Source organism: Comamonas sp. MYb396 (assembly GCF_037479555.1).
GTDB lineage: Bacteria > Pseudomonadota > Gammaproteobacteria > Burkholderiales > Burkholderiaceae_C > Comamonas.
On record NZ_JBBGYU010000008.1, the window covers coordinates 203,864 to 217,874 of the forward strand.

A 14,011-nucleotide genomic window follows, 5' to 3' on the forward strand; every position below is an offset into this window, starting at 1 on the left:
TGCTGGAAACCCTCCACTGGAAGCACCTTCTCATGACCCGACCCTCTCTGGCAGCGCGCAGCGCGCGTTCCTTTGCTCTATCCCCGTTGGCCTTCGCCGCGCTGACGGCGGCCGCGACCCTGACCGCGTTTGGCATGGCGCCCGCCGCCTGGGCCCAGGCGCCTGCTAGCGAGCAAAGCCTGCAGACCGCTGTGCCGGCGCAGGCTTTGGCGCTGACGCTCAACGCCATCTCTCGGCAAACGGGCATCGCCATTGGGGCCGATGCCGCGCTGTTGCAGGGCAAAACTGCACCCGCCGTGCCTAGCGGCCTCAGCCTGCAGCAGGCCATCGACCGCGCCCTGGCGGGCAGCGGCCTGGTGTCCGTGCGCAGTGGCCCGGGCACCATCTCCATCCGCCCGCAGCCACCAGTGGCGCAGGACGCGCTGACCCTGCCGGCAGTGACCGTGACCGCTGCGATGGACACGGAACGTGCGAACGGCCCTGTGGCTGGCTATGTGGCGCGGCGCGCCACAGCGGGCAGCAAGACGGACACGGCCATCATCGATACGCCGCAGTCGGTGTCGGTCATCACGAATGACGAACTGCGCAGCCGCCAGGCCGAGACCTTGTCCCAGGCACTGAACTACACCCCGGGCGTGACCACCCAGCCCACCAGCTTCAGCCGCACGGCCGACCGTTTCCGCATCCGTGGCATGGATGTGGAGTCCGCCAACAGTGGCTCGATGCGCGATGGCCTGCGCCTGCAAAGCAACTCCTACGACGGCATCCAGGAGCCCTATGGTTTGGAACGGGTGGAGGTGCTGCGCGGAGCGGCGTCGGTGCTTTACGGGCAGCTGTCACCCGGTGGCGTGGTCAATGCCGTCAGCAAGCGCCCCACATCCGAGCCCATCCGGGAGCTGGGCTTGCAGCTGGGCAACCACAACCGCCGCCAGCTGACGGCAGACTTCAGCGGCCCCGTGGCCGGCAGTGACACGCTGGACTACCGGCTGACCATGCTGGGGCGTGACAGCGGTACCGCCAACCGCTACATCCCGGACGACAAGCTCTACATTGCGCCCGCCCTCACCTGGCGGCCCAGTGCGGACACCACGCTCACCTTGCTGTCCTTCTACCAAAAGACCAATACGCGCTTCTCAGCCCCCTTGCCCTACCAACTGGTGGAAGGCGTGGGCCAGGGCCCCCATTTCATTGGCCGGGGCGACTTCATTGGCGAGCCCGACTACGACAAGATGAAGGGCGAGATGTTCACCTTGGGCTATGAGCTGAGCCACGCGCTGAACACAGACACCCGCCTGCACCACAGCCTGCGCTTCTTTGAATCTAAGGTGACCTGGAACTACCTGCAGGCCCAGACCAGCGCGGCGGCCATTGCCGAGGCTGCCTCCACCGGCGTGCTGCGCCGCCAGTACAGCGACCGGCGCGAACATGCCAAGGGCCTGGTCTCGGACACCCGCATGGAGTTCAACCGCCAACTGCTGGGTGCCGACCACAAGCTGCTGCTAGGCCTGGACCTCTACCGCATGGACTATGACTCGGAGAACTTCCGCGCCAATACCTCGTCCATCAACCTCGGCAGCTACAACTATGGCCAGCCGGTCAACGTGAACCGCGATCCGGCGCTGGACCGTGGCTCGCGCCGCAAAACCACGCAAGCCGGCCTCTACCTGCAAGACCAGGTCAGCCTGAACGACCGCTGGACCGTGCTGGCCGGCCTGCGCCGCGACTGGGCACAGCAGGACCAGACCGCGCACCGCGACGGCAGCAATGCCAAGCAAAAAGACGGCGCCAACACCTGGCGGATGGGTGTGGTCTACAAGGTGCCCAACGGGCTGGCACCGTACCTGAGCTACAGCGAATCCTTCTTCCCGGTGTCGGTGTCTGAAGTCTCGGGCATGAGCTTCCGCCCCACCACGGGCAAGCAGTACGAAGCCGGCCTGCGCTACCAGCCCGAAGGCAGCCGCACCCTGCTCAGCGCCGCTATCTACCAGCTGGTGCAAGACAATGTGCTGAAGTTCGATGCCGGTGAGAACAGCTACCGCCAGACGGGACAGGTCCGCTCACGCGGCCTGGAGCTGGAAGCCAAGACCGAGGTATCGCGGGCGCTCAGCCTGATCGCCTCCTATGCCTATACCGATGCCAAGATCACGCGCAGCACCATCGCCAGCGAGATCGGCCAGCGCAGCGAAGACACCCCCTACCACCAGGCCGCTCTTTGGGCTGACTACAACTTTGCATCCTGGGGCCTGCCACAGCTGCGCCTGGCTGCAGGCGCGCGCTACAAGGGCAGCACCCGCGCATCAGGCATTGCCACCGGCATGCCCGCCTACACCGTGGTTGATGCGCTGCTGGGCTACCGCTTTGACGCGCATTGGGATCTCAGCGTCAACGTGAGCAACCTGATGGACAAGAAATTCACCCAATGCGAGTTCGCCATCTGCCACTACGGTGACGAACGCCAGGCCAGCGCCAACCTGACCTACCGCTGGTGATGTCTCGGCGCAAAGCCTCGCTGCGGGGCTGGTTGGTCCTGGCCCACCGGATTGCCGGTCTGAGCCTGGCGGCCTTCCTGGTCGTGGCCGGGCTGACCGGCAGCCTGCTGGTGTGGAACAAGGAGTTGGATGCGGCACTCAATCCGCACTGGTTTCGTACCACCACCTCAGATGCCAGCGCCCAGCCCATCGACGCACTGGCGCTGCGCGACATGGTGCAGGCGCAGCACCCCCATGCCTTGGCCCTGCGCGTGCCACTGGCACAGGAGCCCGGCCATGCACTGGTGTTTTTGCTGCGCCCGCGGCCCGGCAAGGCGCCGCTGGAGAACGACGAGGTCTTCGTCGATCCCAGCAGCGGCCAAATCCTGGGCGAACGACGCTGGGGCGATATCACGCAGACCTGGCGCAACCTGATGCCGTTTCTGTACCGGCTGCATTACTCGCTGGCCCTCGGTGCGGTGGGCACCTGGTTGCTGGGCCTGGTGTCGCTGCTCTGGATGGTCGATAGCGTCATCGGCTTTTGCCTGACCTTGCCCGCCAGCGCCAAGAATGCAAAACGCCCCTGGCTGGGACGCTGGGCACGCGCCTGGAAGCTGGACATGCAAAGCCGCTGGCGTGCCACCTACGACCTGCACCGCGCCGGCGGCCTGTGGCTGTGGCCGCTGCTCTTCGTGCTGGCCTGGAGCAGCTTTGCGCTCAACCTGCCGCAGTGGCACGACCCGATCCTGCGGGCCTTCAGCACGCAACAGCCCAGCACCGCCGAACTGCCCCGGCGCAAAACGCCGCTGTGGCAACCCGCGCTGGACTGGCAGGCCGCGCACGCGCAGGCCCACAACCTGATGCAACAATTGGCCCAGCAACAAAAATTCCAAGTGCTGGCAGAAAGCTCCTTTGCCTATGACCCCCGACTAGGCCTGTACCGCTATGACGTGCGCAGCAGCCTGGACATCAAGGACGAAGGCGGCAGCACCCGCTTGTTTATGGACGGCGACAGCGGCGCCCTAGTCGCCACCTGGTTCCCGACGGGCACTGCCGGCGCGGACACCTTGATCACCTGGATCAGCAACCTGCATATGGCCAGCGTGGGCGGCCTGGCCTACAAGCTGCTGATTACCGTGACGGGAGCAGGTGTGGCGATGCTCAGCGCGACGGGGGTGTTGATCTGGCTGCGCAAACGCGCCGCGCGTAAAAAGAGCTGAGCTTGTTTTTCGTCAGCTGCGGACGAAAGCAGTCAAAAGTTCACATGCAGCAACGGCGGCACCAGGCGCGGATCGCGCAGCTTCTCCACCCACCACTGCAGCGCAGGCCCTGCGCGGTGCGAGTGCCATCCGACAAACAGCAGATTGGGTTCGCGCGGGTCTTGCGTGGCCAGGGCCACCAGGCTGCCATCGGCCAGATGATCGCGCACCTTCTCCAGCGGTAGCCAGCCAACGCCCAAGCCTGCGACCTGGGCAGCGATCTTGGCGCGCATGCTGGGCATGGCCAGGCGCTCCTGGTGCGTCTGCACGCCATAGCTGCGCGCGACCGCCAGGCGCGAGGTATCGGCCACCACGACCGAGCGGTGCGCAGCAATCGCCTCCACCGACAGGGGCTCCCCGTCTTGTGCCTCGCCTGCCAAGGGGTGGCGCGGTGATACGGCAAACACCCATTCGAGCTGCGCCAGCTCAAACCATTGCAGATGCGCCATCGCGGGCGGCTCGTTCGTCGCAGCCACCACCAGGTCGGCGCGCTGGTCCAGCAAGGCTTCCCAGGTGCCGCCCAGCACCTCATGGGCAATGCGCAGGCGCACGCCGCTGTTGAGCGCATCAAAGTCGGCGATCAGCGGCAGCAGCGCCTCGGTATTGGCCAGCTCGTCGGTCACGATGCGCAGCTCCGACTCCCAGCCCCGCGCCACCTGCTTGACCCGCTCCGTCAGCCGCCGCGCCTGGGCGTGCAGCTGGGCGCCCTGCTCCACCAGCAGCAAGCCCGCTGGCGTGAGCGCGATGCGGTAGCCCGCACGGTCAAACAGCAGGGCATCCAGCCGCTCTTCCAGCTGGCGCGCCGCATAGGACACGGTGGACGCGGCCTTGCCCAGGCGCTCGGCCGCGCGCGACAGGCTGCCGGTGGCACGCACCGCTTCGAGTAGCTGTAAATCTTCGAGACTCAACATGTTCGATATTTTTGCACGAGTTCATCGAAATCCTGCTGTCTGTAGCGCCAACCTTCGTCAGATACTTCATTCATCGGCCCTGCACCAGGGCTGATAAACCAGCAAGACATCAACGAAACAACTGAAGGAAACATCATGAACCGCTTTGAAGGAAAGAATATTTTGGTCACCGGTGGCAGCAGTGGCATCGGCGCTGCAGCCGCTATCGCCTTTGCCCGTGAAGGCGCCCGGGTAGCGATCACCGGCCGCGATGCCGACAGCCTGGCCCGCGTCAAGGCCGAATTGGGCCCCCACGCGCTGGCCCTGGTCAGCGAAGCTGGTGACGTATCAGCCCAAGCCGCACTGGTGGCCGAGTTGCAAACGCAGATGGGCGTGATCGATGGCGTGTTCATCAACGCCGGCGTGGCCAAGTTCGGCCCGCTGCCGCAGATCGACGAAGCGCTGTGGGACAGCAGCTTTGACACCAATGTCAAAGGCCCCTACTTCCTCATCCAACGCCTGGCAGCGCTGATGACGCGCGGCGGATCGATTGTGCTGAACGGCTCGATCAACGCCCATATCGGCATGCCCAACTCCAGCGTCTACGCCGCCAGCAAGGCCGCACTGATCTCCCTGGCCAAGACCTTGTCGGCCGAGCTGCTGCCCCAAGGCGTGCGCGTGAATGTGGTGAGCCCCGGCCCCGTCAGCACCCCGCTCTACGGCAAGCTGGGCCTGGCACCCGACCAGGCCAAGGCCATGGCCGCCGGCATCCAGACGCAGATTCCGCTGGGCCGCTTTGGCACGCCGGAAGAAATCGCTGCGACGGTGCTGCACCTGGTGTCGAAGGAGTCCGGGTTTATTGTGGGCACCGAGATCATTGCGGATGGGGGCATGAGCCAGATGTGAGGCGGGGGCAGCAGGTGCCGGCGCGATGGGCTCTTCTGAAGCCGACACCCTTCAGAAAAGACCCAGGCACGCGAAACTGTATGCATAGACAGTAGAATTTTGCCCTTGATAGTTTTCACAAAGGCCCCAAAAAATGTCCGAAGAGCTCCAACAAGAAGCTGCCTCCGTCTTCGAAGACCGCCTTTGGCACCATAACGGCTGGGAGGCCCGCGTCATCAAGAATGAAGACGACGATGGCTGGGCGGTTGCCATGACCCAGGACGGCCAGGCCGAGCCAAGCCTGGTGGGGCCATGGACGATGGGCCGCGACAAGAAAAATCCCAAGCCGCTTGACGTTTCTGCTTTCAACACCCTCGTCAAGACTGCCCACGAAGTCATGCGGCGGCATGAGCAGCACCTGGCGGCCCAACTGCACAAAGACATCCAGATCTTGGTGAATGGATCGCGCGTGACCATCTCTCTCGATATTGAGCCCGACGAGGACAATCCCTCCGCGACCCTCACCGCCACCGCAGAGGATGGCAGTGAATTGGCCAAGGTTCGCGTCAGGCCGGACCATGGCCTCAGCCGAGCGTCGGCGCAACGTTGGGCCGATGCAGGCTATCCGCGTCCCGGCGAGGACTGAGCTTCAGCCCGCACCAGCTCGCGCGGATGCTTGGGTCGGCAGCGCTTATTCATATGCCACCATCGGTGACTCACGTCGACCGGGCTGCGCCCCCAAGGCGTGCGCGTGCGCGTCGTGAGCCGCAGCGCTCTCAGCACCTCCCCTCTACCGTAAGCTAGGCCTGGCCCCGATCGAATGAAAGCCATGGCAGCCGGCATCCAGACGCACATCCCGCTGGACCGCTTTGGCACCCCAGAGACGGAGATTGTTTCGGATGGGGGATGAGCCAGATGTGAAGCAGAGGGCCAACCTGTGCACGCCGTTTGAGCAGAGGGTCAGGCCGTGCTGCGTGCCACTGGTGGATAGACCACGCGGAATCGCTCGCAGGCCAGCAGCATGTCTTCATCGAACGAGCGACCTGTGTTTTCGCATTCTCTGCTGAAGTACGCAAAATGCGCTTCACGCCAGTAGGCCAGAGAGCCATCCCCTTCGCCCTCCGTGGCCGCAAATTCCGCCGTAACGGCGCTAAACGGCACGATATCGACCTGAACCGTCTCGATGATGCACAGCGGGATGTCATTGGAGTCGGTTACGACGCTCAAGTCACCGGGCTTGGGCACACCTTTGCCAGATGACTCGTAGGACCAGACGGATCCGGCAGTGGCGCGCTTGGTGCCTGCCAGCACGAGCTGCCCGAGTTCATCAGCCATCGACGGAGAGTCGCCAAAGCCGAAGGCTTCGTAGAACCTATCGTCCTGGATTCCGCCTTGCTCCAAAGAGTATGCGGACCACATCGAGAGAACGTGAGCTGGGATGGTCATGGTGCTAGATGTTGTGCGCTGCAGCGCCGTGCCAACCGCAATGCCTACGGCATAGTCTGATCACTGATGGCGCCTGAAAGGCGCCAGGTTTGAAACGGGACGACCGTACCAACGTCCGAGTATAAATAGTCCCACCCAGCGCGTGCGCCCAACGATACCGAGAAACGCAAAGGGCTTCCGGGAACCCCTACTTCAGGCGTTGGTCTTCACCGATGTGCGGATGCCGCTACACAGGGGCTCCCCGCGCGCAAAGACTCGGCCCGCTTTTGGATTCCTATGCGTAATCCAGCTGGCGCAACTGCAAAAAGCCGAAGCACCAAGCAGTTCTCACAACTTCCAACAGGCACAAGCAGTGATGTGTCCTGCCTCCGCACAAGCCAGGCGCCCCCATATGCGGTGGAATGCCATGGAACGCCTGGCTTGCGGCTAAAGAGAGCCCTCACAGCTCCCTACAAAACCCACCCCTCAGCCAACCGCCCCCTGGCTAGGCTGCCCATCCACCAAGCGCCACAGCCCCAATGCATTGCCATTTTGCAAAGCCACCGGCAGCAGCGCATCGGGCAGATCCTGGTAGCAGACCGGACGCAAAAAGCGGTCGATCGCGCTGGCGCCGACGGAGGTGTACATGGCGTTGGAGGTGGCGGGGAAGGGGCCGCCGTGGACCATGGCGTGGCTCACTTCCACGCCGGTGGGGAAACCATTGACGAGGATGCGGCCGCACTTGCGCTCCAGCACCGGCAGCAGGGCGCGGGCGCTGTCGTGGTCGCCCTGCTCCAGGTGCAAGGTGGCGGTTAGCTGGCCTTCCAGGTGCTGGGCAACCTGCAGCAATTCGTCCACACTGCTGGCTTTGACGACGATGGAGGCGGGGCCAAACATCTCTGACTGCAAGGCCTCGTTTGCCAACAAGGTCTGGGCGCTGGTCACATACAGCGCGGCCTGGGCGGCGTTGGCATGGCCCGCGGCCACGCCGGCGGCCAGCTGCTCCACGCCGGCAGCGGCTTGCACCTGCGCACGGCCGGCCTCATAGGCCTGGTGGATGCCGGCGGTCAGCATGGTTTGCGCGCCCTTTGCGCGGATGGCCGCAGCTGCCGCACTGATAAAGCTGTCAAGCGCGGGGCTGTCGATGGCCAGCACCAGGCCGGGGTTGGTGCAGAACTGCCCGGCCCCCATCGCCAGCGAATCGGCAAAGCCCTGGGCCAGGGCCTCGGGCCGCGCGGCCAGCGCCTGGGGCAGCAAGAAGACGGGGTTGATGCTGCTCATCTCGGCGTACACAGGGATGGGCTCGGCGCGGCTGTTGGCGATGCGCAAGAGCGCCAGACCACCTTGGCGCGAGCCGGTAAAGCCAACGGCCTTGATCACGGGGTGGGCCACCAGGGCCTCGCCCAGTTCACGGCCGGCACCCACCAGCAGCGAGAAAACGCCCTCGGGCATGCCCTGGCGCTGCGCGGCCTTTTGCACGGCCCGCGCCACCATTTCCGAGGTGCCCAGATGCGCGCTGTGCGCCTTCACGATCACCGGCGCGCCAGCGGCCAGTGCCGATGCGGTATCGCCCCCCGCCACTGAGAACGCCAGCGGAAAATTGCTGGCGCCAAACACTGCCACCGGGCCCAGCGGGATCTTGGCCAGGCGCAGATCGGCACGGGGCAGCGGTTGGCGCTCAGGCTGGGCGGTGTCGATGGTGGCGCGCAGAAAATGGCCATCGCGCACCACCTGGGCAAACAGGCGCAGCTGGCCCACGGTGCGGCCGCGCTCACCCGTCAGCCGGGCGATGGGCAGGCCGCTTTCCGCATGGGCGCGCTCAATCAGCGCATCACCCAGATTCAGTATTTCTTCAGCAATCGCCTCCAAAAAGGCAGCGCGCTGCGCCAAGGGCAGGTTGCGGTAAGGATCGAAGGCGGCAGCGGCCAGGCTGGCGGCCAGCTCGACCTCGTTATTGCCACCCAGGCCAAACTCGGGCTCGGCGATGGGGGCGTTCAGCGTGGGGTTGAAGGCGCGTTGGCTGCCGCTGCTGCCGCGCAGGCTTCGGTAGCCAATGACCATATCTCCAGTGATCTGCATGGAGGGTTTCCTCAAAATGTTGAATGGGGGAAAGATGAATGCGAGTGCTAGGGCCGCCCAGCATGGCAAGACCCACCGCAGGCCAGCAGCGCTGCGGCAGGTCCGGCCCTTCAGGCCAGTATTCAGGCCATCACTCGTCCAGCGGCAGGCCGCTGCGGTCGCGGGCAATACCCACGGCGACGATGGAGACCAGCGCACAGAGCACCAGGAAGATGACGACCGGCACATAGCTGCCGCTGTAGTAGGCGATCAGCGCGGTGGCTATCAGCGGCATCGGGCCGCCCACCAGGGCCGCACCAATCTGGTAGCCCAGCGACATGCCGGTGTAGCGGATGTCCGGCGGGAAGGCTTCGGCCAGCAGGGTGCCGATCATTGCGCCATAGCTGGACCAGATGATGCCCAGGCCCACGCCGACAGCCAGCGCCGCTGCCCAGACGGACTTCTGGTCGAGCAGCCAGAAGTACGGGAAGATCCAGAGCATGAAGGCGATGCTGCCGCCGATAAAGACTTTCTTGCGGCCGATCTTGTCCGACAGGTGCCCAAAGAACAGCATGCAGGGGAAGGCGATCAGCGCGCAGACCAGCACGATATTGAGGATCGTCGCGCGGGCAAAACCGTGGTCCATCATGTACGAGATGGTGAAGGTGGCGTAGAGGAAGAAGGTCGAGGTCTCCACCACCTTGGCGCCGATGGCGATCAGCACTTCACGCCAGTGGAACTGCAGGGTCTGCTTGATCGGGATAGGCGCGCTGCTGCGGCTGGCCTGGATTTTCTTGAACGATGGCGTCTCGCCCACCGCATTGCGGATCCACATGCCCACCATCACCAGCACGATCGAGCCGACAAACGGAATGCGCCAGCCCCAGGACAGGAAGGCCTCTTCGCTCATGCTTGCGCTCAGCAGCGAGGTGATGATATTGCCCAGCGCCAGGCCCAGCACCGCGCCAGTCTGCGGCACGGCGCCGTAAAAGCCACGCTTTTTGCGGGGCGAGTATTCGACCGCTAGCAGCACGCCACCACCCCACTCGCCGCCCAGCGCCAGGCCTTGCATCAAACGCAAAACGGTCAGCAGGATGGGGGCCAATATGCCGATTTGCGCATAGTTGGGCAGCAGGCCCATCAGCACGGTTGACAGGCCCATCATCGACAAGGTCATCGCCAAGGTTTTCTTGCGGCCAATGCGGTCACCGATGTGGGAGAAGATCACGCCGCCAATCGGGCGGATCAGAAAGGCCAGCGCAAATGTGGCCAGCGACAGCATCTGGCTGACCAGCGCGTTGTCGCTGGGGAAGAACTGCTTGGCAAAGATGATGGACGACATGGTTCCGTAGAGGAAATAGTCGTACCACTCGATGGTGCTGCCCACCGCGCTGCCAATCAGCGCGCGCCGGCGTTCCGCATCCGGAACCATGGTTTCCTTGTCGGCCATCGTGGCCGTGTGATCCAGAGAGCTGCTGCTCATGTCTCCACCTTTTGCTTGTTGGTTTGGGAATGTCTGCCTGTGCGCAAGCCTGCGGCCAGCCAGCCGTTGCGGCGGCGGGCCGGGCATGCGTCTGTTTTGTAGAAGTGCCGGTTTACATCGACTGGCGCAGCATCTCGACATAGTCGTCGGCGCTGGCCTCACGCGGGTTGGTACGGTGGCTGTGGTCGGCCAGCGCGCCCTTGACGATGCGCTCAAACAGGTCTTCGCTCACACCCAGCTCGGCCAGGCCCGTGGGCAGCTGCAGGGCGCGGGATTTGGTGACCAGGGCCTCTTCCACCGATACGCCATCGGCCAGGCCCATGGCCTGTGCCAGGCGGGCGATCTTGTCCTCACGCACCACCGACTCTGCGCCCCGGTTGAAGCGGATCACCGCCGGCAGCAGGATGGCGTTGAGGGTGCCGTGGTGCAGCTTGGGGTTGATGCCGCCCAGCGAATGGCTGAGGCTGTGCACGCAGCCCAGGCCCTTCTGGAAGGCCAGCGCGCCTTGCAGCGAGGCGCTCATCATGTTGCTGCGCGCCTCCACATCGGCGGGGTCACGGAAGGCCAACTCGATATGGCGCCAGGCGCGCCAGAGGCCGTCGAGCGCAATGCCGTCGGCCGGGGGGTTGAAGGCGGGCGCCAGAAAGGTCTCGATGCAGTGCGCAATCGCATCCATGCCGGTAGCGGCCGTTAGGCCTGCGGGCAGGCCCAGGGTCAGGTTGGGGTCGCAGATGGCGACCTTCGGGATCACATGGGGCGAGAGGATGCCGACCTTGCGGCCATCGTCCAGGATGATGATGGCGCCGCGCCCTACTTCGCTGCCAGTGCCCGCCGTGGTGGGCACGGCAATGATGGGCAAGGTGGCGGCAGTGATCTTGAGCGCGCCGCCCTCGATCAGCGCAAACTGGCGCAGCGGCCCTGCATGGCGGGCCGATACTGCCACCGCCTTGGCCAGGTCAATCGATGAGCCGCCACCCACGGCGACGATGCCGTCGCAAGCGCTGCTGTTGAGCGCCTCGACGCCGGCGCGCACGGCCGTCTCCGACGGGTTGGGCGGCGTGCCATTGAACAGGCCAAAGCGCGCCGTGCCCAGCGCCTCTTTGACCTGGTCGATGATGCCGGCCGCCTCCACACCTTTGTCGGTCACGATCAAAGGATTGGTAATACCCAGCTTCTCGCACACTTCTTTTAGTTCCGCCAGCACACCGGCGCCAAAGCGCACTTCGGTCACATAGTTGATCAGAGCCATAACGTTTTACCAGTTATATCCATTGCTATCAGAAGGCCCGAAGTCTAGGCAGCGCAGCCCATTCGGTACACTGACGGCTTCCCATACCGATATAACTTTTATTCATGGCCAGCGGCATCCCCAGCCTCAATTCCGTCATGTCGCGCCTGCATGCCAAGCAGCTGCGCCTGCTCATCGCCATCGAGGAAAGTGGCTCCCTGCTTGGCGCTGCGGACAAAGTCGGCCTCACGCAGCCGGGCGCCAGCAAGGCGCTGCGCGAGCTGGAGTCGACCTTGCAGGTGGACCTGTTCGAGCGCACCAACCGAGGGTTAATCCCGACGGAGGCCGGGCACTGCGCACTGCGTTTTGCCCGCCTGATCCAGTCGGACATCAACCAGCTGCGCTTTGAGCTCGATGCCATCGCCAGCGGCGTGGGCGGCCACCTGGCCATTGGCACCATCATGGGCGCGGTGCCGCTGCTGTCCGATGCGCTGTCGAACGTGCTCGCGCGCCAGCCGCATATGTCGGTGGAGATCATCGAGGACACCAGCGCAACCCTGCTGGGCATGATCGAGCGCGGCCAGATCCATGCGGCCATCTGCCGCTCGTCCGTCAGCCGCACGCCCGAGGTCTATGAGTCGCTGTTCATCAAGCAGGAGTCGCTGTCGGTGATTGCCAGCGTGCGCCACCCTGCGATGGGCGCCAAGGCCGTGCAGTTGCAGGACCTGCAGGACAGCCGCTGGCTGGTCTACCGCGCCCGCATGCCCATGCGCCGCTTGCTCGAGCGCGAGTTCCACGAAGCAGGACTCCACTTCCCCTCGCACCTGATCGAAACCACCTCGGCCCTGGCCACCGTCACCATGCTCGGCCGCAACAACGACCTGGTGGCCCTGGTCTCCGACGACATCGCGACCTACTTCTCGCGCAATGGCCTGGTCGGCACCATCGATCTGACCCTGCAATCGCGCAGCGAACCCTATGAGCTGGTGCTGCGCAAGGGCGCGCCGCGCAGTGCCGCACTGGGGCTGTTGGTGGCGGCGCTGTGCGGCGCATAAGGCATCCAAAGAGAAAGACGGCTGCATGGCGGCGTTTTGCAGCTGAACATCTGCCGCCTTAGTCGCATCATCGTAAGCTTATGTAATAAAAATACTGCTAGGATGGGGCATGGCACTCCTGTTCCTCAAGACCAAATTCGTTTTTATTCAATGCGTCTTTGGTGTATCTCAGTGACCGGGCCAGGCAACGATGCCCGTGACTTTTGCGCGCTAAGAATTCAAACGAATAACCAGCATCAAATAACAAATAGCACATGAACACCACGCAGATTGCGATCGCAGCGGCCAGCCTTGTCCTGCTGGGGGGATGCACGCCTTATGCCTACCAGGGACGCATGTCCCAGGATGAGCAGCTGAAGATCTACCAGGATGTGGAGACCTCGCGCCGAGAAGCCGCCCGGAATTTTGAGAAATATGCGGCGATTTGCCTGGCTGAGTTTCCGAATGCCACTGACGCCAAGAACGATGGCAACCAGCATCTGTCGGACCAGTGGGCGGTGAATGTGGCCATGGTCTCTGATGGCGATCCGCTGGTGTGCTCGGTCAACCGGGACAACCTGACCGTGGAGCGCATCCACAGTGGCTCGCGCACGATGGCACTGGGCGAGTACCGGGCTTACCTCAAGGGCGAATTGGCGCCCAGCGTCTACCAGTCCAAGGATGTGTCGCTGGGCCCATCGGACAAGTACCTGCTGGCACCGCGCCCCACCCTGCAGTTGTCGCGCCTGGTATGGGATGACCTGGCTGCGCCGGAGCGCCAGCTGCTGGAAGCGAACTACAGCATCGACTACTTCGCAGCCGCAGAGTTTGGCACCATCATTGATGTGCAAGGTGTCGATGAATCCACACCGGGCACCCACGCGGGCGCGGCCATTGGCAGCGCCGTCGCCAGCGCCGCCTATATTGACCGCGCGATTCGCGGTGGACACAACTACTCCGTCGGGGTCAACCTGGCGGTCGGGATATTGGGGGCCGTGCTCGGCTCGCTGGCGGACAAGCCCGCCGTCACGCAATTCCAGTTCCGCTACACCGTCAAGAAAGGCGATGGCGAGCTGGACTATGTCCACCAGGTCCAGGAGACGGCCTTCCGCAGCTCGCCGGGCGCCTGCGTGCTGTTGCCCACCTTGCAAGCGGCCACCCAGCAGCTGTGCGACCAGACCCCGGACAGCCTGCGAAAGCGCCACCTGGCCAAGCTGCAAGCGGCAGCGGCAGCGGCGACCGCGACCGCAACCGCAGCACCCGCGCCCCAAGCAGACTGAA

Annotated in this window: 11 protein-coding genes; 6 read left to right on the forward strand and 5 right to left on the reverse strand. The window is 64.3% G+C overall.

Annotated features, from left to right (window positions below; genetic code table 11):
- The first annotated feature begins 32 nt into the window (after positions 1 to 32).
- A complete protein-coding gene (locus WH265_RS18520; RefSeq protein ID WP_339559233.1) occupies positions 33 to 2,489 on the forward strand; it encodes a TonB-dependent siderophore receptor in 2,457 nt (818 codons plus the stop codon).
- Entirely contained in the window at positions 2,489 to 3,688 is a 1,200-nt protein-coding gene (locus WH265_RS18525; RefSeq protein WP_339559234.1) for a PepSY-associated TM helix domain-containing protein, read from the forward strand. The genes WH265_RS18520 and WH265_RS18525 overlap by 1 nt, the downstream gene beginning before the upstream one ends.
- Positions 3,689 to 3,720: 32 nt before the next feature.
- On the opposite strand, the gene WH265_RS18530 is transcribed toward WH265_RS18525, so the two are convergent.
- Positions 3,721 to 4,638: a LysR family transcriptional regulator gene (locus WH265_RS18530; protein ID WP_339559235.1), complete on the reverse strand. Its 918-nt coding sequence runs from the start codon at positions 4,636 to 4,638 to the stop codon at positions 3,721 to 3,723.
- Positions 4,639 to 4,773: 135 nt separating this feature from the next.
- Between WH265_RS18530 and WH265_RS18535 the strand changes: the two genes are divergently transcribed.
- Positions 4,774 to 5,523 (forward strand): SDR family oxidoreductase, encoded by a 750-nt coding sequence (locus tag WH265_RS18535; RefSeq protein WP_339559236.1) that lies wholly within the window; start codon positions 4,774 to 4,776, stop codon positions 5,521 to 5,523.
- 133 nt (positions 5,524 to 5,656) lie between these two features.
- On the forward strand, positions 5,657 to 6,148 hold the full coding sequence (locus tag WH265_RS18540) for a hypothetical protein (RefSeq protein WP_339559237.1): 492 nt from the start codon (positions 5,657 to 5,659) through the stop codon (positions 6,146 to 6,148).
- Positions 6,149 to 6,462: 314 nt separating this feature from the next.
- Here the strand turns inward: WH265_RS18540 and WH265_RS18545 are convergent, their stop codons facing one another.
- From WH265_RS18545 to WH265_RS18560, 4 genes are all read right to left on the reverse strand, one after another.
- A complete protein-coding gene (locus tag WH265_RS18545) occupies positions 6,463 to 6,948 on the reverse strand; it encodes an ASCH domain-containing protein (RefSeq protein WP_339559238.1) in 486 nt (161 codons plus the stop codon).
- Between the two features lie 465 nt (positions 6,949 to 7,413).
- The gene (locus WH265_RS18550) at positions 7,414 to 9,006 is read right to left on the reverse strand and encodes an aldehyde dehydrogenase (NADP(+)) (RefSeq protein WP_339559239.1); all 1,593 of its coding nucleotides are present in this window, start codon (positions 9,004 to 9,006) and stop codon (positions 7,414 to 7,416) included.
- A 130-nt stretch (positions 9,007 to 9,136) separates the two neighbouring features.
- Positions 9,137 to 10,468: an MFS transporter gene (locus WH265_RS18555; protein WP_339559240.1), complete on the reverse strand. Its 1,332-nt coding sequence runs from the start codon at positions 10,466 to 10,468 to the stop codon at positions 9,137 to 9,139.
- A gap of 112 nt (positions 10,469 to 10,580) precedes the next feature.
- Positions 10,581 to 11,717: an iron-containing alcohol dehydrogenase gene (locus WH265_RS18560; RefSeq protein WP_339559241.1), complete on the reverse strand. Its 1,137-nt coding sequence runs from the start codon at positions 11,715 to 11,717 to the stop codon at positions 10,581 to 10,583.
- Positions 11,718 to 11,821: 104 nt separating this feature from the next.
- Between WH265_RS18560 and WH265_RS18565 the strand changes: the two genes are divergently transcribed.
- Both WH265_RS18565 and WH265_RS18570 read left to right on the forward strand, forming a co-directional pair.
- A complete protein-coding gene (locus WH265_RS18565) occupies positions 11,822 to 12,751 on the forward strand; it encodes a LysR family transcriptional regulator (protein WP_445228265.1) in 930 nt (309 codons plus the stop codon).
- 254 nt (positions 12,752 to 13,005) lie between these two features.
- The gene (locus WH265_RS18570; RefSeq protein WP_339559242.1) at positions 13,006 to 14,010 is read left to right on the forward strand and encodes a hypothetical protein; all 1,005 of its coding nucleotides are present in this window, start codon (positions 13,006 to 13,008) and stop codon (positions 14,008 to 14,010) included.
- Position 14,011 lies beyond the last annotated feature (1 nt).